Origin of the sequence: Paenibacillus sp. E222 (genome assembly GCF_013401555.1) — a bacterium.
In the GTDB taxonomy this organism is placed as follows: domain Bacteria; phylum Bacillota; class Bacilli; order Paenibacillales; family Paenibacillaceae; genus Paenibacillus.
On sequence record NZ_CP058552.1, the window covers coordinates 6,428,908 to 6,449,541 of the forward strand.

The 20,634-nt window shown below is 46.9% G+C and carries 19 protein-coding genes and 1 tRNA gene; 4 read left to right on the top strand and 16 right to left on the bottom strand.

The genetic code is table 11. From position 1 onward, the window contains the following. Positions 1-20 precede the first annotated feature (20 nt). From HW560_RS28440 to HW560_RS28450, 3 genes are all read left to right on the top strand, one after another. The gene (locus HW560_RS28440) at positions 21-440 is read left to right on the top strand and encodes a MarR family winged helix-turn-helix transcriptional regulator (protein ID WP_090895446.1); all 420 of its coding nucleotides are present in this window, start codon (positions 21-23) and stop codon (positions 438-440) included. A 28-nt stretch (positions 441-468) separates the two neighbouring features. Continuing rightward, positions 469-1,119 carry a nitroreductase family protein gene (locus HW560_RS28445; protein ID WP_090895443.1) on the top strand — a complete coding sequence of 217 codons (651 nt, stop codon included), beginning with the start codon at positions 469-471 and terminating at the stop codon, positions 1,117-1,119. Positions 1,120-1,205: 86 nt separating this feature from the next. Beyond that, the gene (locus HW560_RS28450) at positions 1,206-1,502 is read left to right on the top strand and encodes a putative quinol monooxygenase (RefSeq protein ID WP_109999638.1); all 297 of its coding nucleotides are present in this window, start codon (positions 1,206-1,208) and stop codon (positions 1,500-1,502) included. Between the two features lie 336 nt (positions 1,503-1,838). Here HW560_RS28450 and HW560_RS28455 read toward each other — a convergent pair whose 3' ends face one another. The 9 genes from HW560_RS28455 to nrdR form a co-directional block, all read right to left on the bottom strand. Then, positions 1,839-2,846 carry a FecCD family ABC transporter permease gene (locus tag HW560_RS28455; RefSeq protein WP_179265272.1) on the bottom strand — a complete coding sequence of 336 codons (1,008 nt, stop codon included), beginning with the start codon at positions 2,844-2,846 and terminating at the stop codon, positions 1,839-1,841. Beyond that, positions 2,843-3,850 (bottom strand): FecCD family ABC transporter permease, encoded by a 1,008-nt coding sequence (locus HW560_RS28460; RefSeq protein WP_090902066.1) that lies wholly within the window; start codon positions 3,848-3,850, stop codon positions 2,843-2,845. The genes HW560_RS28455 and HW560_RS28460 overlap by 4 nt, the downstream gene beginning before the upstream one ends. Before the next feature lie 12 nt (positions 3,851-3,862). Then, positions 3,863-4,837: an iron-hydroxamate ABC transporter substrate-binding protein gene (locus HW560_RS28465; protein ID WP_090895435.1), complete on the bottom strand. Its 975-nt coding sequence runs from the start codon at positions 4,835-4,837 to the stop codon at positions 3,863-3,865. Positions 4,838-4,952: 115 nt separating this feature from the next. Continuing rightward, entirely contained in the window at positions 4,953-6,599 is a 1,647-nt protein-coding gene (locus HW560_RS28470) for an AraC family transcriptional regulator (protein WP_179265273.1), read from the bottom strand. Positions 6,600-6,823: 224 nt separating this feature from the next. After that, complete coding sequence (locus tag HW560_RS28475) at positions 6,824-7,345, bottom strand: MarR family winged helix-turn-helix transcriptional regulator (RefSeq protein WP_090895430.1); 522 nt, start codon at positions 7,343-7,345, stop codon at positions 6,824-6,826. Between the two features lie 50 nt (positions 7,346-7,395). After that, on the bottom strand, positions 7,396-8,205 hold the full coding sequence (locus tag HW560_RS28480; RefSeq protein ID WP_179265274.1) for an alpha/beta hydrolase: 810 nt from the start codon (positions 8,203-8,205) through the stop codon (positions 7,396-7,398). A gap of 377 nt (positions 8,206-8,582) precedes the next feature. Then, positions 8,583-11,654, bottom strand: a complete 3,072-nt coding sequence (locus HW560_RS28485) for an IPT/TIG domain-containing protein (protein WP_218834982.1) — start codon at positions 11,652-11,654, stop codon at positions 8,583-8,585. Between the two features lie 241 nt (positions 11,655-11,895). Beyond that, positions 11,896-11,971, bottom strand: a tRNA-Ala gene (locus HW560_RS28490). A gap of 181 nt (positions 11,972-12,152) precedes the next feature. Beyond that, the gene (gene nrdR, locus HW560_RS28495) at positions 12,153-12,620 is read right to left on the bottom strand and encodes a transcriptional regulator NrdR (RefSeq protein WP_090895424.1); all 468 of its coding nucleotides are present in this window, start codon (positions 12,618-12,620) and stop codon (positions 12,153-12,155) included. Positions 12,621-12,734: 114 nt separating this feature from the next. Between nrdR and HW560_RS28500 the strand changes: the two genes are divergently transcribed. Next, positions 12,735-12,956, top strand: a complete 222-nt coding sequence (locus tag HW560_RS28500) for an alpha/beta-type small acid-soluble spore protein (protein ID WP_017689472.1) — start codon at positions 12,735-12,737, stop codon at positions 12,954-12,956. 107 nt (positions 12,957-13,063) lie between these two features. On the opposite strand, the gene HW560_RS28505 is transcribed toward HW560_RS28500, so the two are convergent. The 7 genes from HW560_RS28505 to pstB all read right to left on the bottom strand — a co-directional run bounded on the left by HW560_RS28505 (position 13,064) and on the right by pstB (position 20,457). Then, positions 13,064-13,627, bottom strand: a complete 564-nt coding sequence (locus tag HW560_RS28505) for a lytic transglycosylase domain-containing protein (RefSeq protein WP_090895420.1) — start codon at positions 13,625-13,627, stop codon at positions 13,064-13,066. Further along, the gene (gene coaE, locus HW560_RS28510) at positions 13,624-14,220 is read right to left on the bottom strand and encodes a dephospho-CoA kinase (protein ID WP_090895418.1); all 597 of its coding nucleotides are present in this window, start codon (positions 14,218-14,220) and stop codon (positions 13,624-13,626) included. The genes HW560_RS28505 and coaE overlap by 4 nt, the downstream gene beginning before the upstream one ends. A gap of 10 nt (positions 14,221-14,230) precedes the next feature. Next, positions 14,231-15,004, bottom strand: a complete 774-nt coding sequence (locus HW560_RS28515; RefSeq protein WP_177185663.1) for a manganese efflux pump — start codon at positions 15,002-15,004, stop codon at positions 14,231-14,233. Between the two features lie 154 nt (positions 15,005-15,158). Then, positions 15,159-15,989, bottom strand: a complete 831-nt coding sequence (gene mutM / locus HW560_RS28520; RefSeq protein ID WP_090895415.1) for a DNA-formamidopyrimidine glycosylase — start codon at positions 15,987-15,989, stop codon at positions 15,159-15,161. A gap of 116 nt (positions 15,990-16,105) precedes the next feature. Continuing rightward, on the bottom strand, positions 16,106-18,760 hold the full coding sequence (gene polA / locus HW560_RS28525) for a DNA polymerase I (RefSeq protein ID WP_090895413.1): 2,655 nt from the start codon (positions 18,758-18,760) through the stop codon (positions 16,106-16,108). Between the two features lie 218 nt (positions 18,761-18,978). Next, the gene (gene phoU, locus HW560_RS28530; protein WP_090895411.1) at positions 18,979-19,638 is read right to left on the bottom strand and encodes a phosphate signaling complex protein PhoU; all 660 of its coding nucleotides are present in this window, start codon (positions 19,636-19,638) and stop codon (positions 18,979-18,981) included. Between the two features lie 63 nt (positions 19,639-19,701). Further along, on the bottom strand, positions 19,702-20,457 hold the full coding sequence (gene pstB, locus HW560_RS28535; RefSeq protein ID WP_063568101.1) for a phosphate ABC transporter ATP-binding protein PstB: 756 nt from the start codon (positions 20,455-20,457) through the stop codon (positions 19,702-19,704). Positions 20,458-20,634 lie beyond the last annotated feature (177 nt).

The following is a 20,634-nucleotide window of genomic DNA, read 5'->3' on the forward strand; positions in this document are numbered from 1 at the left end:
TTCACCCGGGAGGTCTAGTCATGACACGTATTGTTTCCAAAGAAGAACAGATTATCAATCTGCTGAACGTACTGGGGAATAAAATCAGTCCCAAATTCGAACGCTGTACGGGGATCAGTTCCTCTCGCTTTGAGATTTTGCATGAGTTGGATCAGGTGGACGAGATTAATCAGTCCATGCTCCAGAAAATCATCAACATCGATAGTGCTGCAATTACACGCCACTTGAAACAGCTTGAGGCGGACCTGATGGTCACAAGACGTAAAAATCCCGAAGATAACCGGGTAACATTTGTTCGTCTGACGGACCATGGTCGGAAGCAGATTGAAGGCTACAAGGTAGAGAAAACCAATTATATTAACCAGATTTTACAGGGGTTCAACGAAGATGAAGTCTACGCTCTCGCTGATTTCCTGGAACGAATGCAAAACAATTTCTAAACCCATATACAGAGGAGAGAATCCACACATGAGTACATTCCAAAGCACTTTTCAAAAGACAAATGATTTCAACGAGATTACTTACGGCCGCCGGTCTGTAAAACTATACGATCCTGAAGTCAAAATCAGCCGTGAAGAAATGACAGAGATTTTGGCTGAAGCTTCTCGTGCCCCATCGTCCATCAACTTACAACCTTGGCGTTTTCTCGTTGTCGATACGGCTGAAGGTAAAGAAAAGCTTGCTCCTCTCGCCAGATTCAATCAAAATCAGGTCTTGACTTCGGCAGCAGTAATTGGCGTATTTATTGATATGAACAATGTCGAGTACATGGACGAAATTTTTGGTAAAGCTGTCGAACTTGGTTATATGCCACAGGAAGTCAAAGATATGCAGCTCAAAACTGTAATGCCTTATTACGAAAATATGCCCGCTTCCGCTCTTCGTGATGTCAATCTGATTGACGCAGGTCTGGCTTCCATGCAATTGATGCTCGCTGCACGTGCTCATGGGTATGATACCAATCCAATCGGCGGTTATGAGAAAGATCAAATTGCTGAAACATTCGGTATGGATAAAGATCGTTACCAACCCGTTATGCTGATCTCGATCGGTAAATCGGCCAAAGAAGGTCACCCTTCCTACCGCCTTCCTGTTGAGAAAATTACGACTTGGGCATAATATCAAGCAATGTTTTACATGTAAAGCACCGTTAACATTCAGAAACAATAACAACATTCTAACTACACTAATGGAGGTTGAATATTATGATTATCATTCACGCTCACTTGCAAGTTAAACCAGACCAGGAACAAGCTTTCTTGGAAGCAACAAAAGTACTGATCGCTGCAACACGCAATGAAGAAGGCAACATCAGCTATGATCTCGCCAAAAGTACTGAACGCGAACATCATTACACGATGATTGAACTGTGGAAAGACGAAGCCGCTACAGCTTCCCACAACACTAGCGCCCATTTCCAGGCTTTCGTTCAGCAAGCAGCAGCATTCATGGCCGCTCCAATGAACGTTGAAGTATTCGCTGGAGAAGCAGTTAAACACTAAAATATGAGCCCTACATTTATATTCATTAAGCAGACCGACGAAATCGTCGGCTTGTGAACAAGAAGCCGCTCCTCGTCATGCTGACGGGTGAGCGGCTTTTTTGATATACCTTCCAAGTGAAGCTAATTGATCTATATCTGACAGGGTGATTCCACATGCTCTCTTCTAGAATCGTTTTAAACTGTGCCTTTTTATCTTACACACGAATCAAGTCATACTGGCTAACCTAAGCTTTATCTTCTGCCCGTCAAAATTATAAACAGAGGCTATCCCTCGTCTTAACGACAAAAGATAGCCTGTTTAGCTAAGTGTTCAATTCGTCTAAAACTTTTTGGATTATTTCTTCAATAATAAATAGACAAAATAAGGCACACCGATAAGGGATACCATAATTCCTGCGGCAATTCCATCAGGATCAACCAGGTTGCGCCCAACCGTATCGGCAATTAATAGAAGCCAACCTCCAAGCAGAACGGCAACAGGAATAAATAACGAGTTACGTGGACCGACCAGCGCTTTGGCGATGTGTGGAGCCATCAAACCGATAAACGCGATCCCTCCCGTAACCGATACAGCAGATGCGGCTGCTGCAACAGCAATCACCATGAGTACCAAGCGTTCCCGTTCCAGCTTCAACCCCACTCCGATCGCTGTTTCTTCGTTCAGCCCCATCAGATCAAGCCGTCTGGTTCTGAACAACGTAAGCGGGATTAACACAATCAGCCAAGGCAGCAAAGCCCATATGAATGGCCAGTCTGCCCCCCAGATGTTTCCGGATATCCACTTGGCAATAAAGTCGACCTTGGAACGTTCCGCCGAAGATATGATGACGATCATGATGCCTGACAGCGCCATCGAGAATCCAACCCCGACCAGTACCATTTTTATGGGATCAAGTCCCTTGGTCCGGCTATAGGAGAACAGATAGATTAGCGCCGCAGTCAGCAATGCACCGATAAAAGCAGCTAATGGCAGCATATAAACAAACGTGCCCGCTTCAATCGGGAAATACAGAAAGAAGATCGCAACGGCAACACCTGCACCGGAATTGATTCCGATGATGCCTGGATCGGCCAAGTCATTACGCGTAATACTCTGCAAAATGGAGCCTGACAGCGCAAGCGCCATACCAGCGAGTAATGTAATAAAAATCCGAGGTAATCGGACCGAAAACAGAACAAAGTCCTCTTTAAATGTGCCTTGGCCAAATAACACCGGGATTACCCTTTTGAAAGACAACGAGGAATACCCCCAGCTCATACCTACCACAGCCGTAATGAGGATCAGCAGCAAACACACGAGCAGAATCACTCGTTGCTTGCGAATGCGCGAAGACATTGTCATGAGAACGCTTTGCCCCCTCTACGCACAACGAACAGGAAAAAAGGTAAACCAAGCATGGAAGCAATGGCGACAACAGGTGTTTCGTAAGGTGCATTTATCGTTCGACCCAGTGTTTCGGCAAGAAGCATAAACGATGCTCCGGCAAAAATGGATACGGGTATAATATACCGATAGTCCGTGCCTACCAATTTACGGACAATATGGGGGATCATTAAGCCGACAAAAGCCATATTCCCAATTAATGCAACCGACGCTCCGGTAAGCACGATGACCAGCAGGAACAGAACAGTTTTGACGAGTACCAGCTTCTGCCCCAGTCCAGTCGCCACCTCGTCGCTCAGGCTAAGAATGTTGATCTGGTTGGAAAGGAACGGAACTACAGCAAGACCAACCAGTATGACAGGCGCAATCGCTTGAATCTGGCCCCATGTCGTTCCGATGAGTCCTCCCGAAGTCCACATGGATACATCCTTGGAAATTTTAAAAAAGATACTGATGCCATCCGAGATGGCATACATAAAAGCGGATACCGCTGCCCCGGCCAGCACTACCCGGATAGGGGATAAGCTCCCTCTCCGTATCGAGCCAAGCACAATAACCAATGCGGCTCCAAGTGCAGCACCAACAAAACAAGCAACCATAATCCCAAAATATCCGAGTGATGGCATGAAGACAAAAGCCAGGGCCAGTGCCATATTGGCACCTGAAGTCAGACCGAGCAGTCCAGGATCAGCCAGCGGATTGCGAGTAATTCCCTGCATGATGCCACCGGAGACGGCAAGAGCCGCTCCGATCAGCATGGCAGCGAGTTCCCGTGGAAGCCTGATCTCACGCAGAATAAGAATATTATCGTTCTTTGTCGCAGAGGTCAGGGTCAGCCACAGATTCCGGAATGTCGTTTCTTCTGCGCCAAACATCATGGCGATGATGAAGCACACGATAAGTACGAGTACACTACCCAGCAGCTTGGTTGCAAACCGAAAAGGAAGTCGTTTATTTTTCATCGCGCTCAAGGTTTACTTGCCAAGAAAATGTTCGATAAAGAATTCCAGCTGGTATTCCATGCTGAGTGGATCATTGAAGTAAAATGCCTTGGCATCCGCTTCGAATACTCGATTATTTTTCACCGCATCAATATTTTTGTAGGTTTCGGTATTTTGGAACGAATTGTCCTCGTCGGCATTTTTACTGAATATTACATAGTCACCCATGTAGTCTTTCAGTACTTCGTTCGATACAGCAAAGAATCCGTCTTTCTTGGTCGCTTCCTTGACCTTGTCTGGCATACCTAAACCGAATTGATCATACAGTATTTCCGTTCCACGTCCGAATTTCTCGCCATATACATAAAGCTGTTTATTGAACGTTTCAATAACGGATACAGTTGCATTCGCGCCAATTTTGGCTTTGATTTCTTCCCCAACTTTTTTGCTTCGAGCGTCAAAATCGTCAACCCAGGCTTGTGCTTCTTTTTCTTTGTTCACAAGCTTTCCGATCTCCAGTTGCTGCTTGAGAAAGTCTACCTTACCATATGTATAGGTGACTGTTGGCGCAATTTGCTTCAACTTATCGACGTTCTTGATATCAGACAGGCCGATAATCAGATCCGGGTTCAATTCAATAATTTTCTCCAGACTTTCATCGGTAACCGCCTCTGTATTCGCCAGTTTTTCTTTGAAATTCGGGTTCTCTTTGGACATTTCATCCACGCCAACCAGCGGCACATCCAGTGCCATCACGTTTCCTGTCAGGAATCGGGTCAGTACAACCACACGTTGCGGGTGGGAAGGAACTTCCACAGGGCCTGACTCCGATTGATAAGTGAACGTGCCCGATTCTGACTCGGATGAAGCACCTGCTGAATCCGTGTTCGAAGAAGTGGATTCGTTGGATGCCGTTGCATCCCCCGTTGTATCTTTGGTTGAATTGGTTCCACAAGCGCTGAGCAATAAAACCAGAACGAATATAAATGGAACAAAAAGCTTTCTCATGTGATGACTCTCTCCCTTTTCTATTTGAATATGAAAATCATTCTCATTACAATAGCTAATTATAGGCATGCAGGATGAACCTAACCATGCCTTTTTGTTTGAGAAAACCTTTGGATTATTGGATGCCAGTCCATAAGGATACCGCCCGTCCAAGCTGCAAACGAATGGAAACCGGATTGTAGGGTATCCACTCTTCCTGCTCCAGATGATAGATCCGATTTCGCTTCACTGCCTCAAGCCCTTTCCAGTATTCCGAGTTAAATATCATTTCTGAATGAGCCTTTGACCCTTTTTCATCTGGAAAAACAATAACGAGCATACGAGTGCCCTCGTAATCCTGAAGTTCCGACAGCTGGATAGATACCGAATGAAATTGATCGCCAAACCTCTGTATTTCCTGGGCAATCTTGGCCGGAGGACATAACCCGAGCGATTGATACATCACATACCCGACATTTCTGACTCCATATATTTGTAAGGTGTCCGGTTTGATGACGAGAATAGTTAGCGTCTCATTCACGATCTGGCTCGTTTGAATGGCTTCCCGTGCCTGCTGTTCTTCCCTTTCAAAGTCTGCCAGCCATTGTTCTGCCTGCTCCACCCTTTGAGTCGCCTGTGCGATAAACCGCAGATGTTCTTTCCACCCAAGCTCCATCCATGCAATTTCGACAATAGGGGCGATGGATCGCAGACGTTCGGAGCTTAATCCGTTCATGTCTAGATGCTGATTAGCTGCAATGATAAGCTCAATATTAGCATCCAGCAATGCGGACTTTATTTGTTCAGGTGAACTGTCGGAATGGATAAAACGTATCGTTTGAGGTGGGCTAACTCCCTCTGTGCTTACATATTCGCTGCTTTCCGAGATGACGACTGCTGGTTCCAATCCAAGTAACATCAGATGGCTCGCATAAGGCGCACACCACACAGCCACTCGTTGAAAAGGCCTGCGACGCGTGAAACTTGATGGACTCTCTCCTGTCTGCTGCTTGAAGCGGCGGCTAAAATAGAACTCATCCTTATATCCAACCTTCAGCGCGATTTCACGAAGTGAAGCGGAGCCGCCAATTAATAACTCTTTGGCACGGTGAACACGCAAGCGTGAAAGATACTCATTAGGTGAGAATCCAGTAAGCTGTTTGAATAGGATGGAGTAATGAGAGCGACTGACTCCCGCAATTTCGGAAAGGCCTTCGGTTGTTATTTTCTCACTAAAATGGTTCTCCATAAATGCGATGCTGCGTTCCATGGACGGCTGCTCACTCGCGATATATCTTGCTTCCATTCGCTCCAACAGACTCATCAGCACTTGGTGAAACAGAATCTGGTTACGCATATGCCTGACTTCATTGCCAGGTAAACGATGCATATAGATCTCCTCAAGCTGAGCTGCAATCGTTGGTTCATAGAACTCAATATACGTTCCTGCTGCAAGCACACTGGACCGTCCCATGGCTTCCACTGGCCGTGAGCGCTGCTGTTCTTGTGTGCTGATAGAGAGAGTGTATATATGAAGAGGGTGAATCTGATCCCCCTGTATTACAACATCACTCTTCGCCGGAATAAGGATCACCATGCCATCGGTGAGTTCGTATATGTGATCGTCAAGATGAAGTGTACCCTGACCACTTGAAACGGCCAACAGAACGGTCAGGTTCTCATGGATTCTATGTATCGGCATGGTTGACGTACTATACAATGATTGAATGCTATCTGCTGTATATATTGGAAAATAGGACTCTGCCCATTCCGAGTTGTTCATGTTCTTGTCCTCCGTGACTGTTATGCCTGTTAGCGGGTAATAACTCAAATTAAGCTCACCCTATGCGGTTTTATTGGCTATACCTATTTTAGCATTGCTGATTCATCCGGAGTACATTCTTCCCAAAGTAACTATTTATAAAATGGAATAAAAATAAACGACCGTTCCCCGGTAGAAATGGGGAAACGGTCGCAGCTTCAATGTTATCGTGCATGATACACCACTTACTCACGATTCGGATCAATTTTGATGAGCTTGCGCGGTTCCTGTTCTTTTTCACCATACCAGACCAACACATCGGCAAACAAATCCATAATGCGTATAAAGCTTTCCTTGTCAGCCTCTGAAATCGTGCCAGCCAATCGAAAAATATCATCAAAACACAGCTCACGAACAAATTCAGTATATTGGTCGTACACCACACGTCCATTCGCCGAAGGTTTGACATAAATGTCTTTGCGATTACCACTCAAATGGTATTTTTCGAGCAATCCTTTTTCCGTAAGATTCTTCACATTTTTAGAAAACGTACTGCGGCTCACGCCAAGTCGTGCTGCCATTTCCGACATCTTTTCTTCCTTGTCCTCCGCCTCCAGAATGTACTCCAATGTCTGAATCTGTGAAGCAGAGAACATCATATCCGTACCATAACTTCGCTGCAGCTTATAGGTGTTGGAGTACGCATTACCGTACTTGATGATCTTTTCAATCAGTTCCCGATGGTCGCCCATCCATTCTAATTTCATGAATAATCCCTTTCACCTTCAAATTCTCTCTCTATTCCAGAGTACAGAATTTAAATATGTTTTTCAATCCATGTGATGGCTTCCTCGATGACTTCATCTCGATTAGGTTCATTAAATATCTCATGCATGAGATGGGCATATATTTTCAGCGTTTTATCGGTTGAGGCAATATCTCCGTAAAAGTCGCGCGAATCATGTTCACTCACCAGTCCATCGTTTGCCCCATGCAGAACAAGTACAGGATCGACAAACTGCTTCGCATGTGCTTTTAACCAAGTCACTCCGTAACCCAAGCTATTGAACAAATCAACGGATATCTCTTTTTCTACAAGCGGATCATTCACGTATGCAGATACCACTTCCGGATCACTGCATACGCCGCCACCAAGCTCATTCGGAAAATACGTACCCGGGGCAAGATCAAGCGGCAGTTCTCCGGCAACCTTTGTATGGTAACGAGTAAGCGCACCGGATAGAACAATCCCTTTTACTTTGCCTGGGTATTTCGTTCCAAATGAAGAGGATGCAAAGCCACCCATACTATGCCCAATGACAAAAAGAGGAATGTCGCCGCTCTCTTCCAAGGCCGCTTCAACAACCACATTCACATCATCAATAATCTGATGAAAATCACTGTAGAACGTACGCTTCCCTTCTGATCTTGCATGACCACGATGGTCAAAACGGTATACGTCAAAACCACGTTTGTTCAGTTTGTCCGTTAGGTAATCATAGCGGCCAGCATGCTCACACAAACCATGAACGATGACCACGGCTGCCTTGGAATCGCTTACAGTATTTTTACTGAAATAAAGCTGGGTTCCGTCAAAAGATTGAATGGTTGTCTCGATATGGTTCATTCTTCATTACATCCCTTCATTGTGCTCAAGCCTCAACTGGCAGATCCGTCTTGAGCCATTTTGTTGATACATTATCCGTAAAGTAATCATAAGAGTTTATCGTTAATAATTTCTTTTACGAATAATATTGTTTCTTATAGAAACAATATAACATCCGTTTTACGCGCTGTCCAGATTAATCTGAGTGAATCGGAATAAAAACAGGACTGCCCCGTAGTCATGAATATGACGGGGACAGCCCTTGGTTCAAGTTATTCTAATCTGTTTTGGTGTTCTAATGAACCTGACACATTTGGGTGCGGTAGGTTTGTTAGCATCTTACAGCGAAATAATTGACCCATTGAGTCAGCTCTGCTCAAGCGGGTTTTCCATGAATCTTATCTATCGATTGAACCCAGCGTCCGTAGCATCCTGATGAACACTACCGCCGCTTGCGCGCGTGTCGTCTCCCCCTTTGGATCGAACGTGTTTGCGCCCGTGCCTGTCATGATATGAAGCTTGACCATCAGATGAACGTCCTCAATATAGGCTGTATCCGCGTTTCCGATATCCTTGAAGCCATTAAGGCTCACCGGCTCCTTGGATATCGGCAACTGTTCAAGTCTCCCCACTGCCGCCAGCATACTAGCCATTTCCTCTCGTGTAAGCGGCTGATTAGGGGTAAAGCTGTTCCCTTTCACAAAGGTGAGCAGTCCGAGCTCCTTCGCTGTGGATACCTCGCCGGAATACCACGTACCTGGTTTGACATCGTTATAGGGCGCTATGTCCTTATCAGATGCGCCGCGTCCAAGCGCCCGGACTAACATAGCCGTAAACTCTGCTCTGGTTACCGCTTTGTTAGGATCATACAGTCCACCGCCTACGCCTTCAACCAGACCTTTCGCAGCAGCAAGATCGACATCAGATTTGCTCCAATGCTGCTGTACATCAGCAAAACTTACCGTGTTTTGTGCCACAACGTAGACACTGTTTGAATAGGATTTGATCTTCACAACCCATTTGCCGTCAATCTGTTTTTTCTCAGCTGCCACAAACTCCAATTTCTTTGTCGTTACGTTATAGCGGAATGCCCCCCATTGAGCTGGCATGCCGGTCATGCTCTTGGGCATCAGAATCTCTCTTGTAAGTGCCTTGCTGAACTTATCTGCCGTTCCGATTGCTTGTCCCGTCTTGGTGTTGATGATATCGATATGAAAATCTACAATCGCACCCATTGCATGGCCATTCGGCAGGCTGTTTGCAAATGCTGCTCGGAAGTCCTTATCGCCGGACTTGTCGGTTAGCGTGATTTTAAAGCTAATGTCATCGTTATTCACATTATTCTTAGCTAACAAGTCCTTTAGCCCTGGAATGAGCGATGCCAGATTGACCGGCACTTGATAGCTGCCGTAAGGAGTCTTAATCTCGATGAAGAAAGTAGCGTTCTTGCCCTCAATGCTCGTTAAAATGCTTGCCGGTATTCTGACATAGGCAACGCCGTCTTTTGGTGTAATTTCAAGAGTGAAGGACGGCTTACTACTGTCGATTTTAGCCCAGTCAATCATAATGCCGTTTTGGTCAATATCCGAATGGGTTGATGTAACAGGAGTAGTCCCACCACTGCTACTGCCACTACTGCCACTACTATTGTTACTGCTACTATTAACAACCTGCGTTACAGTAAAGGTAACCGGCGTCATGCCCCCGGCCGACACTGTTACCGTAGCCTTATACGTCCCTGCGGCCAGTCCGTCATTCGCTTTTACCGTAAAGGTCGTCGACGGCGTCCCACTATTGAGCGTTGTCACCGTCGGCTGCGTAATTGTAAAGCTGCCGGCGTTCGTTCCGCCGAGCGCTGTCGCCAAGCTCGTCAAGTCGCCGGTTCCCGTTCGTGTCAAGGTGACCGTTTTCGTTGCCTGCGTCCCCGATGCATACCCTGCGGTCAGCGCATTCAGCGTCTCATCCGACAATGGGCTGATCGCATACGTAACAACAAACCACGTAAATTGATTCGCCGCCGATGTCGTTGATGTACCGCCCGGCGTAGTTACTGTTACGTCTACTGTTCCTGCACTACCCGCCGGGGCGATGGCTGTAATTTGTGTCGCCGAGTTCACTGTATAGGACGTCGCCGCCGTTGCACCAAACTTCACCGCCGTTGCATCGGTCAGATTCGTACCGCTCAACGTGACAGTCGTGCCTCCGGTCGTCGGACCCGATACCGGCGACATGCTCGTAATCGTTGGCGCGGCATGGTATGTATATTGATTCGCCGCCGATGTCGTTGATGTACCGCCCGGTGTCGTTACCGTTACGTCTACCGTTCCTGCACTACCCGCCGGGGCGATGGCTGTGATTTGTGTCGCCGAGTTCACTGTATAGGACGTCGCCGCCGTTGCACCAAACATCACTTCCGTTGCATCGGTCAGATTCGTACCGGTCAACGTAACGGCCGTGCCTCCGGTCGTCGGACCCGATGTGGGCGATACGCTCGTAATCGTCGGTTCGGCATGGTATGTATATTGGTCCGCCGCCGATGTCGTTGATGTACCGCCCGGTGTCGTTACCGTTACGTCTACCGTTCCTGCACTACCCGCTGGGGCGATGGCTGTAATTTGTGTCGCCGAGTTTACTGTATAGGACGTCGCCTCCGTTGCACCGAACTTCACCGCCGTTGCATCGGTCAGGTTCGTACCGGTCAACGTGACAGTCGTGCCTCCGGATGTGGAACCCAATGTCGGCGATACGCTTGTGATCGTTGGGGAAATTGCATCTACTAGCACGCCCGCCGTACTACCCACGCTATTAAGCGTTAATACTGCATCGTTACCTGCTTCATCCCTAATTGATCCGCCATTCAGTGACAAGGCTCCTATGGTAATCCCGTTAGTATCAGATTGTCCGGTTTGGATGGTATATCTAAATTGCAACGCGTTTGTCCCCGAACCGCTTACATAGTTAGCATACACAGTCGTTGTTCCTACAATTAACGGGATCGTTGGAATGCCGGTTACGACAACAATCTCGTTCATGTTCACTGTAAAACTCAAGTCTTCTCCTGCACCATAAGTGCCATTGGCAGGAACAGATACACTTGTAACGATAGGCATAACTGTGTCGACATAGTAATGGTTAGATACGGTGGTTCCGCTCCCCACATTGCCTCCAGCAATTATACCTGAATGATTGAGCGAAATATTGAAGGGGCCGCTGTGATTGCTTAGAGGCGGCGTGAGTGTTGCGCTATAAGTGATATTGTCAGAAGTTGTTAATCCACTAAGAATGCCGCTACCTGTTTCCAAATCAGCAAGATCAAATCCAGTCACCGCTTCTGAAAATGTAATCGTTACCATTGACGTTTCTCCGGAAGTCAGAAGTTCGTCAGCTACAACAATGGTGGCTGTTGGAGTGGCAGCAAACGCCTTGTCAAATAAGTACAATGGCAGCAAACTTAAAATAATTACACCCATAAATAACTTTCTTATTATTCTTGTTTTATACATATCCTGTTACCCACTCTCTCTAAGTTAGGATTCACCGCGAATTTCAAGAAAATGCTTGTCCAGTCATGTGCTATTATATAACATTGTGAGTCCTCGTTCAGTAAATTATTGAATAGTATTGCATACGGCACTTTCTTCGTCCTATCAGCGAATGTCCATACAAAAACAAAAAAACGCAGTTCCGAAGAACTGCGCGCATTTACTATTTTGGTGGAGCCTAGGGGGATCGAACCCCTGACCTCATCGCTGCCAGCGATGCGCTCTCCCAGCTGAGCTAAGGCCCCAGAATTATGAGTGAAACAAGTTGTCCAACTCTGCAATGCTCCGCAGGCGACTCCTATATCATATAAAATACAGCTTTTGCTGTCAACCATTTTTTTACCAACCAAAATGATTGGAGAAGAACAACCTTTTACCTGGAACACATGACCGTAACCCAGAATGCTCTTCTCCTTTTCCGCTCCATTACTCCTCGATGTCTTCTTTGGACAAAAGAGATTTCAGTTCTTTCATGAACATATTGATGTCTTTGAATTGACGGTACACTGAAGCGAAGCGAACATAGGCTACTTCATCCACTGGAAACAGCTGTTCCATCAGCAGTTCACCAATCTGACGGCTCTCGACTTCAGCATCGGCTGTATTCCGCAGAGCTTTTTCTGTCTCGGATACCATCATCTCCAGCGTTTCTACCGACACCGGCCGTTTTTCGCAAGCTCGAATCAGACCACGGAGAATCTTGTCTCTGCTGAACTCTTCCCGGCTGCCATCTTTCTTAATAACGATCAACGGTGTTTCTTCAATCATCTCAAAGGTTGTAAATCTTCGGGCACACTGCTCACACTCACGGCGACGACGAATCGATTTCGCTTCGTTGGCCGGACGTGAATCAAGCACTTTGGTACCCATATAACCGCAATAAGGACACTTCAAATCAGATCACTTCCCACGTTTGACTTTTTACCACAAATTCCCTTAAGCATTTAGTTATGAAAATCGTATTGCCGACACATAATACTTTTACCAACCGCGAGGAGGTGAACAGCAATGGCACAAAGCAATGGTAACTCCAACAACCTGGTGGTAACTAAAGCTTCCGCAGCTCTCGAGCAAATGAAATATGAAGTTGCTCAAGAACTCGGAATCAGCATCCCACAAGACGGATACCAAGGTAACATGACTTCTTACGAGAACGGTTCGATCGGTGGATACATCACGAAGCGTCTGGTAACAATTGCAGAACAGCAATTGGCAGGTCAATACCAATAATATCTGCATCGTAATACGGTACACAGAGGAGCATGGAGCGGCCGGTGAATAACCGGTCTGCTCGGTGCTTCTACTTATTTTAGACCACGAATCCAGAGCGTCTTAACTTAGAACGTATTATAGATCTTTACATATTGATTATAATAATAAATGACGCGTTGTACATAGTGCCGGGTTTCACCAAACGGAATATCTTTGACCGTCTCGAAAGAGCCGTCCCATACGCCATCCCTTAGCCATGAGTTCACTTTACCTGGACCTGCATTGTAAGCAGCAATCATAGCCGCTTCATTCCCGTCAAATTGATCGGACAGATTACGTAGATACCAGGTACCCAGCTGGATATTTCTTTCAGGCTCGTGCTTCAATTCTTCCAGTGAGGTGCCCGGAATTTTCGCTTGCTCCATAATCCAGTTTGCGGTGTCTGGCATCAGCTGCATTAACCCGATGGCACCTCTTTTGGATTCCTTGCTTGTCTTAAAATTGGTCTCCACCTTGATGATGGAAGCTATGAGAAACGGATCAACCTCATAACTCTGAGACTGGGCCCTAATCTCTTCCTTATAATGAATCGGATAGAACCATGACATCCAATTGGTATTTAGGAACAGCACCAATACAAAAGACACAAACATCAACAACAATATTCGTTTCTTACGCAGCAATCTCATAATAAGCCCTTACGATGCAAAAATGAAATGATTTGCTGCTCCGTCTCTGACCACAAGCCGCTGTTATCAATAATCACGTCAGCTCGCTGCTTCTTCTCTTCAATATCCATCTGCACGTCTATCCGGCCATCTGCCTGGTCTGCCGTCATTCCATCCCGGCTCATCAGTCGTTCCCGTTGCACAGACCTCGGGACATAGACAACCATCACTTCTTCGAAGCCATCCTCCAGCCCTGACTCGTACAACAATGGAATATCCGATACGACCAGCTTGTCCGGATGTTCAAGCTCATACAGAGCAGCTCGCTCACGCATTTCCTTGCGGATCGCAGGATGTGTAATAGCCTCCAGTGCCTTACGTTCCTCTGGATTCTGAAACACAATACTGCCCAGCTTTTTCCGATCCAGTGTTCCGTCCTCATTCAATATGGCTTGTCCGAACCGCTGAACAGCCGCAGCCAAAACGGGATGCCCGGGCAGCATTACTTCCCGGGCAATAACATCTGCATCAATGAGCAACGCTCCCTTACTGGCGAGAAAGGCGGACACACTGCTTTTGCCTGTCGCGATCCCGCCGGTTAAGCCAATATTCATTTATTTCACCTCACAACAACTTCATTATTCCCATAAACATTAATAAAAGCGCAGGTAATACAGATAATCTTCGCATCCAACGCAGAGCAGCAAAGCGTAATCCAACCTTCATACCTAGTGACAGAAAAGCCCCGCTAAACAATGCAATAACTAATGCTGTCCACAAAGTCGGGAATCCCAATAATGCTGCCCCTAATCCTGCACCAAAAGCATCCAGAGAAAGAGCTATACCAAGCCACATCGCTTCTTGGACGGATATACTGCCCGAGTTATCCATATCCGCCTTCGAGGGGCTACGTAGGATTTGAATAACCACACCCAGCTTCCGCAGTTCAAGTGTAAAGACCATTCGTTCCAGCGATCCTCCAGGAGCAGATGGCTCAAGCTCCAGCGCGAGCACCTGATTTCTGCCCTTCGACTGAACTTCTTGTGAGGCTTGCGTACTACTGCGGATTGTTCCTGCTCCTGTTCCCTCACCCACTCCATTGTCCGTTTCCAGCTGTTCCTTGCCCCGTTTTCGAATAAGTTGCAGTAACGACCATGCGCCAATACCGATCAAAATAACCGCTCCGACAATCGAAGCCACGTCCGGAGATACGACATGTGACAGAAGCACACCTACTTGCATGGATAATGCAATAACCAGACCCGAACAGATGGAAATGACGACAATGGATAACAGCGGAATTTTAGTTCTCCGCAGCCCATATGTAATCCCGACTCCAAAACCATCTAAACTAAGCGCCAAAGCAAGCGCCAGTAATGAAATAAAATGATGCAGCACCCCGGATTCCTCCCCTGTGCGGAACTCGCTCCAACTGGCGACTGCCAGTATGGGTATACGCCCGCTTATTTCTGCCATATCAGTATATGGAGGGAGGAATCCAAGGGTGCTACAATTTGACGATTTCGTTCATGCTGCCAGAGCCATCACCGATTTAGAGCAGCGGTTGACACTTCGGACAGTAATGCGTGCCTCTACCGCCCACTACAATCTTCTCGATTAATGTGCCACAAGTCGCACAGGGTTCAGCTTTGCGTCCATATATTTTCAATTGATGCTGGAACATGCCCATCTCACCCTGTCCATTGACATAGGACTTAATGGACGAACCACCTGCATCCACCGCATCCTGCAGCGTAATCACGATCGCTTCATGTAGCACGGTTAACTGGGTTTCGGTCAATGTCTTGGCAATGGTCTCTGGATGAATGCCAGCGCGGAACAAGGCCTCGTCCACATAAATATTCCCGATGCCGACCACATATGCCTGATTTAACAACACGGCTTTAATTTTGGTTGTCCGTTTGCCAACAGCCTCACGGAATGCAGCTACGGTAAACACTGGATCAAGTGGTTCCAGCCCCAGCTTTAACAAAGGTTTGGATACCAGTTCCTCACCTGCATTAAAGAGATGCATTGTACCGAATTGACGGACATCCTTGTAACGTAATTCTGTACCATCGGTAAAGTGAAAAATGACATGGGTATGCTTCTCCACTTCCTCATGTTGTTGGTACACCCCGTATCTTCCTTCCATCCGCAGATGGGAGACAAGCACCAGCCCGTCCAGCAAAATACGCAAAAACTTGCCCCTGCGCTCTACACCAATCACGGTATGTCCCTTAAGTTCCATTGCAAATGCATCTATGTCGTCCGGCCGCTGAATGATCCGCGGCAAGCTAACGGTAACTGAGTCAATGGTCTTGCCAACAATAAGTTGATTCAATGTTCTTCTGACTGTTTCGACTTCCGGTAATTCCGGCATGATGTTCTCACCTCCCCTATATTATAACGGAAGATGGCGCTCAGCGGGACCCCTTCTTATGTCGAAAACAGTTGAAAAATATTTTGTAAAATAACGGAAAACCCGCTTGGGATCTACTATTTAGCCTCGTACCAGTTTTCTCCGTAGCTGACTTCCGCTTTCAGTGGCACTGACAGCTCCAATGCTTTTTCCATCACCGAAGGAACCAGCTCTTTCATCAGTTCCAGCTCATCCGCAGGCACTTCGAATACAAGTTCATCGTGCACCTGTAGCAGCATGCGGCTCTTCAGCTTGCGTTCACGCAGCGCTTCATCCATTTGTACCATGGCAAGCTTGATGATATCTGCCGCAGTTCCCTGGATCGGTGTATTCATCGCTGTCCGTTCCGCAAAGGAACGCAGGTTAAAGTTGCTGGCATTGATTTCTGGCAGATAACGACGGCGTTCCAGCAGCGTTTTGACATAACCATCCTGACGGGCTTCCTTCACAATATCATCCATATATCGGCGCACACCCTGGAACACTTCAAAATATTGATCGATAAACTGTGCTGCCTCTTTCCGCGTGATGTGCAGGTTCTGCGAAAGACCGTAATCACTGATGCCGTATACAATCCCGAAGTTAACCGCCTTGGCAGAACGACGCATGTCTCCATCCACCTCTTCTGGCTTCACACCAAACACATCGGAGGCCGTCTTTGTATGGATATCCATGTCCTGGACAAAAGCTTCCTTCAGCCGCTCATCATCTGAAATATGGGCAAGGACGCGCAGTTCAATCTGCGAATAGTCTGCTGCCAAAATGGACCATCCCGGTTCAGAAGGAACAAATACTTTCCTGATTTTGCGGCCTTCCTCCATCCGAATCGGAATGTTCTGCAAGTTCGGGAACTGGCTGCTCAGACGTCCGGTTGCTGCGATCGTCTGACGGTAATACGTATGCACTTTGCCATCCTTATCCGAAATCTCTTTGAGCAATCCTTCTACATACGTGGACTGCAGCTTGGCAAGTTGACGATATTGCAGAATGTGCTTGACCACATCATTATAAGGAGCCAGCTTCTCCAATACTTCGGCATCCGTAGAGTATCCTGTTTTTGTTTTCTTCACTACAGGCAGACCGAGTTTATCGAATAAAATCTCGCCCAGTTGCTTCGGTGAATTCAGATTGAATTCCGTACCGGAAAGCTTGTAGATTTCCGCCATCAACCTGCTTATATTTTCTTCGAACTCACTACCCAAAGCCTGCAAATCTGCCGTATTAGCCTTAATGCCCTGTTTCTCCATATCAGCAAGAATACGTGATAACGGCATCTCCAGTTCATGGAAAAGAGCGTTCATCTCATTGCTCTCCAGCGCCTGCTCCTGGAGTGGAATAATGGCTGCTACTGCCGCGGCTTTGCGACACAGAAAATCGCCCAGTACATCCGTCTCTGGCACCCTGTATTTTGCACCTTTGCCCATAACCGTATCATCCTCCACGAGGGAAGGCAGACCATACTTCGTGGTCAGGCCGCTGATCGTCTGATTGGATTCGGTTGGATCAAGCAAATAGGCAGCCAATTGCACATCAAAGGACGCTCCAGCAAACTCAATGCCATGCGCATGCAGTGCGAGATCAACACGGTGCAGATCATAACCACGCTTGGGTTGTTCTGCATTGCCCAGCCACTCTCTTACCGGGGCAGCTGCATCAGACTGAAGCAATTCGGGAGATAAGAATGTATAGGTTCCGCCTGAACCAACAGCAAGTCCAATTAGTTTCGCCTGATGCGGATTATCCCCATGTGTCTCCACATGTAGCACATCAATGGATTCGAGTGAACCAAACAGTTCACTAATCGTTTCTTCTGTTGCTATGGAGGATTCTACCACGGCAGCTGGAACGGCTTCCTGTTCAGAAACTACACTTGCGCGGAATGAAAGGCGCTCCAGCAAAGACTTGAATTCGAGCTTGGCCAAAGCCGGACCTGCAAGTTCCTCTTTTAAGCCAGCAAACTGCATATCTTCCCACGTTTGTTCCAATGGAACTTCACGGTGGATCGTGGCAAGCTGCTTACTCATACGTGCATCTTCGGCGTGAGCCTCAATCTTTTCTTTCATTTTTCCCTTTAGCTCACCTGTGCCATTAAGCACTTCCTCAACCGAACCGAACTGGTGCAGCAGTTTCAAAGCCGTTTTCTCTCCGACGCCAGGAATGCCCGGAATATTGTCGGACGTATCACCCATCAGACCTTTGAGGTCAATGATTTGCAACGGGGTCAGACCATAGCGCTCCTTAATCTGAGCAGGATCGTACAGCTCAATCTCGGTTACCCCTTTGCGCGTAAGCCCGATATGCACATGTTCAGATGCAAGCTGCAGCATATCTTTGTCACCCGACACAACGAGAACCTGTCTTCCGGCTTCATCCGCACGTTTCGTTAATGTTCCGATAATGTCATCCGCTTCAAACCCTGCAAGCTCAAACTGGGCTATCCCGAAGCCCTGAAGCAGTTCTTTCAGCAGCGGAAATTGCTCGGACAACTCCGGTGGTGTTTTCTCCCGACCACCTTTATATTCCTGGTAACCTTCGTGCCGGAACGTAACTTTGCCTGCATCAAATGCTACCATCACATGTGTCGGTTTATGCTCTTCCAGCAAGCGCAGCAGCATCGTGGTGAAGCCGTACACCGCATTGGTATGCAAGCCTTTCGAGTTAGTTAGAGGCGGCATTGCAAAAAACGCCCTGTAAATAATGCTATTTCCATCTATAAGAATAAACTTGTCCATTCCAGCACCTCACGTATCGTATGGTCAATCCTTCAATTACATCTACTCTCATGATACCATACACACCTGTTACAACAAAAAAATTAGTCATCTTTATAGATCATAATCTTCCTGCAAAAAAAGAACTCCCTCCGCGGATGGCCTGTTCACAGGCCGCCCGAGAGAAAGTCCCTTCAATTCGTTACGAATAATACCCCAATCCCACTAAAAGCAGTTACCTATTGATTCAAATCAGGGCGTTTTCCTGTTACCAGATACACCGTGCTCTCACCAATGTTTGTTGCGTGGTCACCAATCCGTTCGATGTAACGTCCTACCAACATCAAGAGCATCGCTTGAGAAGCCTTATTTGGATGGTCTGTCATGAACGAGTAGAGGTCACTGATCATATGACTGTACAATTGGTCAACCTGATCATCGGTCTGAGCCATTTTGTAGGCCAGATCGGTATTTTCTTTCAGGAAGGATTCAATGGACTCTTCAATCATGGCTTTCACGATTTCCGCCATTCTTGGTATATCCACAAGCGGTTTAATGAGCTGCTGTCCATCCATGCGAAGGGTCACTTTGGCCACATCCAGCGCAAGGTCACCCATACGCTCCAGGTCACTTGAGATTTTGAAAGCAACGATAATGCGTCGCAGATCCTTCGCTACCGGCTGTTGTGTAATGATGAGCTTGGAACCCAATTCCATAATCTTGTCTTCCAAGGCATTCAGATTCGCATCATTCTTGATGATGACCTGAGCTTTCTCGGCATCCATCGTCTGTAAACTTTCAATAGCACCATCCAACGCTGTGCCTACATGCTCACCCATTTGCCGAAGCAGTGTGCGCAGTTCCTCAAGCTCCTGATCAAATTCTTTTCTGCGAATCATAGATTCCATGTCCTCCTTATCCATCATCTCCGGACACGCCGGGATCGTTCGAACTCAGCTTGCTTATCCGAACCGTCCGGATATATAATCCTCGGTTCTGGAATCCTGCGGTGTGGAGAACAATGTTTCTGTATCCGCCGCCTCCACCACTTCCCCGTTCAGGAAAAATACCGTACGACCCGATACACGTGCAGCTTGGTGCATGTTATGGGTCACCATTACAATCGTGTATTTGTGGTGCAATTCCTTGACCAGTTCCTCAATTTTGAGCGTTGAGATCGGATCAAGTGCAGACGTTGCTTCATCCATCAGCAGTACGTCAGGCTGCACGGCCAAGGCACGTGCAATACAAAGACGCTGCTGTTGTCCGCCAGAGAGACTGAGTGCCGATTTTTTGAGCACATCCTTTACTTCATCCCACAGTGCAGCATGAACAAGACTCTGCTCAACCAAACGATCCAGTTCGGCTTTTTGCGTTACCCCGTGAAGTCGAGGTCCATAGGCCACGTTATCGTAGATGGATTTTGGAAAAGGGTTAGGCTGCTGAAACACCATTCCGACCCGCTTACGCAGCGTTTCCACTTCGATCTCATTGCTATAAATGTCTGAACCGTCCAACATAACTTGTCCTTCCACACGTACGCCTGGAATCATATCATTCATCCGATTCAATGTACGTAGCAAGGTCGATTTACCACAGCCCGACGGACCGATAAATGCGGTAACTGTCTTCTCCGGCAGGTCCATCGATATATTTTTAAGCGCGTGATGCGTATCATAGTATAAATTAAGTCCTTCAATGTGAATGAGGTCCTTCATGGATGTTCACTTCTCCTTCGCGGCAGGGACAACCAGATTCCCTTACGTAGACCGATGCCAATGATTGAACTTGACTCTCGGTCATCTATAATATCCTACCCTCTCATTGTAAAAACAGTATCACTTTCATGTTAACGGAATGTAAAAAGAGACATCTTTCACACCCATGACCCTTCT

Excerpts from the sequence above, each read along its gene's own strand:
- HW560_RS28440 (WP_090895446.1), top strand. The coding sequence starts at position 21 with ATGACACGTATTGTTTCCAAAGAAGAACAGATTATCAATCTGCTGAAC.
- HW560_RS28445 (WP_090895443.1), top strand. The coding sequence starts at position 469 with ATGAGTACATTCCAAAGCACTTTTCAAAAGACAAATGATTTCAACGAG.
- HW560_RS28450 (WP_109999638.1), top strand. The coding sequence starts at position 1,206 with ATGATTATCATTCACGCTCACTTGCAAGTTAAACCAGACCAGGAACAA.
- HW560_RS28455 (WP_179265272.1), bottom strand. The coding sequence starts at position 2,846 with ATGACAATGTCTTCGCGCATTCGCAAGCAACGAGTGATTCTGCTCGTG.
- HW560_RS28460 (WP_090902066.1), bottom strand. The coding sequence starts at position 3,850 with ATGAAAAATAAACGACTTCCTTTTCGGTTTGCAACCAAGCTGCTGGGT.
- HW560_RS28465 (WP_090895435.1), bottom strand. The coding sequence starts at position 4,837 with ATGAGAAAGCTTTTTGTTCCATTTATATTCGTTCTGGTTTTATTGCTC.
- HW560_RS28470 (WP_179265273.1), bottom strand. The coding sequence starts at position 6,599 with ATGAACAACTCGGAATGGGCAGAGTCCTATTTTCCAATATATACAGCA.
- HW560_RS28475 (WP_090895430.1), bottom strand. The coding sequence starts at position 7,345 with ATGAAATTAGAATGGATGGGCGACCATCGGGAACTGATTGAAAAGATC.
- HW560_RS28480 (WP_179265274.1), bottom strand. The coding sequence starts at position 8,205 with ATGAACCATATCGAGACAACCATTCAATCTTTTGACGGAACCCAGCTT.
- HW560_RS28485 (WP_218834982.1), bottom strand. The coding sequence starts at position 11,654 with ATGGGTGTAATTATTTTAAGTTTGCTGCCATTGTACTTATTTGACAAG.
- HW560_RS28500 (WP_017689472.1), top strand. The coding sequence starts at position 12,735 with ATGGCACAAAGCAATGGTAACTCCAACAACCTGGTGGTAACTAAAGCT.
- HW560_RS28505 (WP_090895420.1), bottom strand. The coding sequence starts at position 13,627 with ATGAGATTGCTGCGTAAGAAACGAATATTGTTGTTGATGTTTGTGTCT.
- coaE (WP_090895418.1), bottom strand. The coding sequence starts at position 14,220 with ATGAATATTGGCTTAACCGGCGGGATCGCGACAGGCAAAAGCAGTGTG.
- mutM (WP_090895415.1), bottom strand. The coding sequence starts at position 15,989 with ATGCCGGAATTACCGGAAGTCGAAACAGTCAGAAGAACATTGAATCAA.
- polA (WP_090895413.1), bottom strand. The coding sequence starts at position 18,760 with ATGGACAAGTTTATTCTTATAGATGGAAATAGCATTATTTACAGGGCG.
- phoU (WP_090895411.1), bottom strand. The coding sequence starts at position 19,638 with ATGATTCGCAGAAAAGAATTTGATCAGGAGCTTGAGGAACTGCGCACA.
- pstB (WP_063568101.1), bottom strand. The coding sequence starts at position 20,457 with ATGAAGGACCTCATTCACATTGAAGGACTTAATTTATACTATGATACG.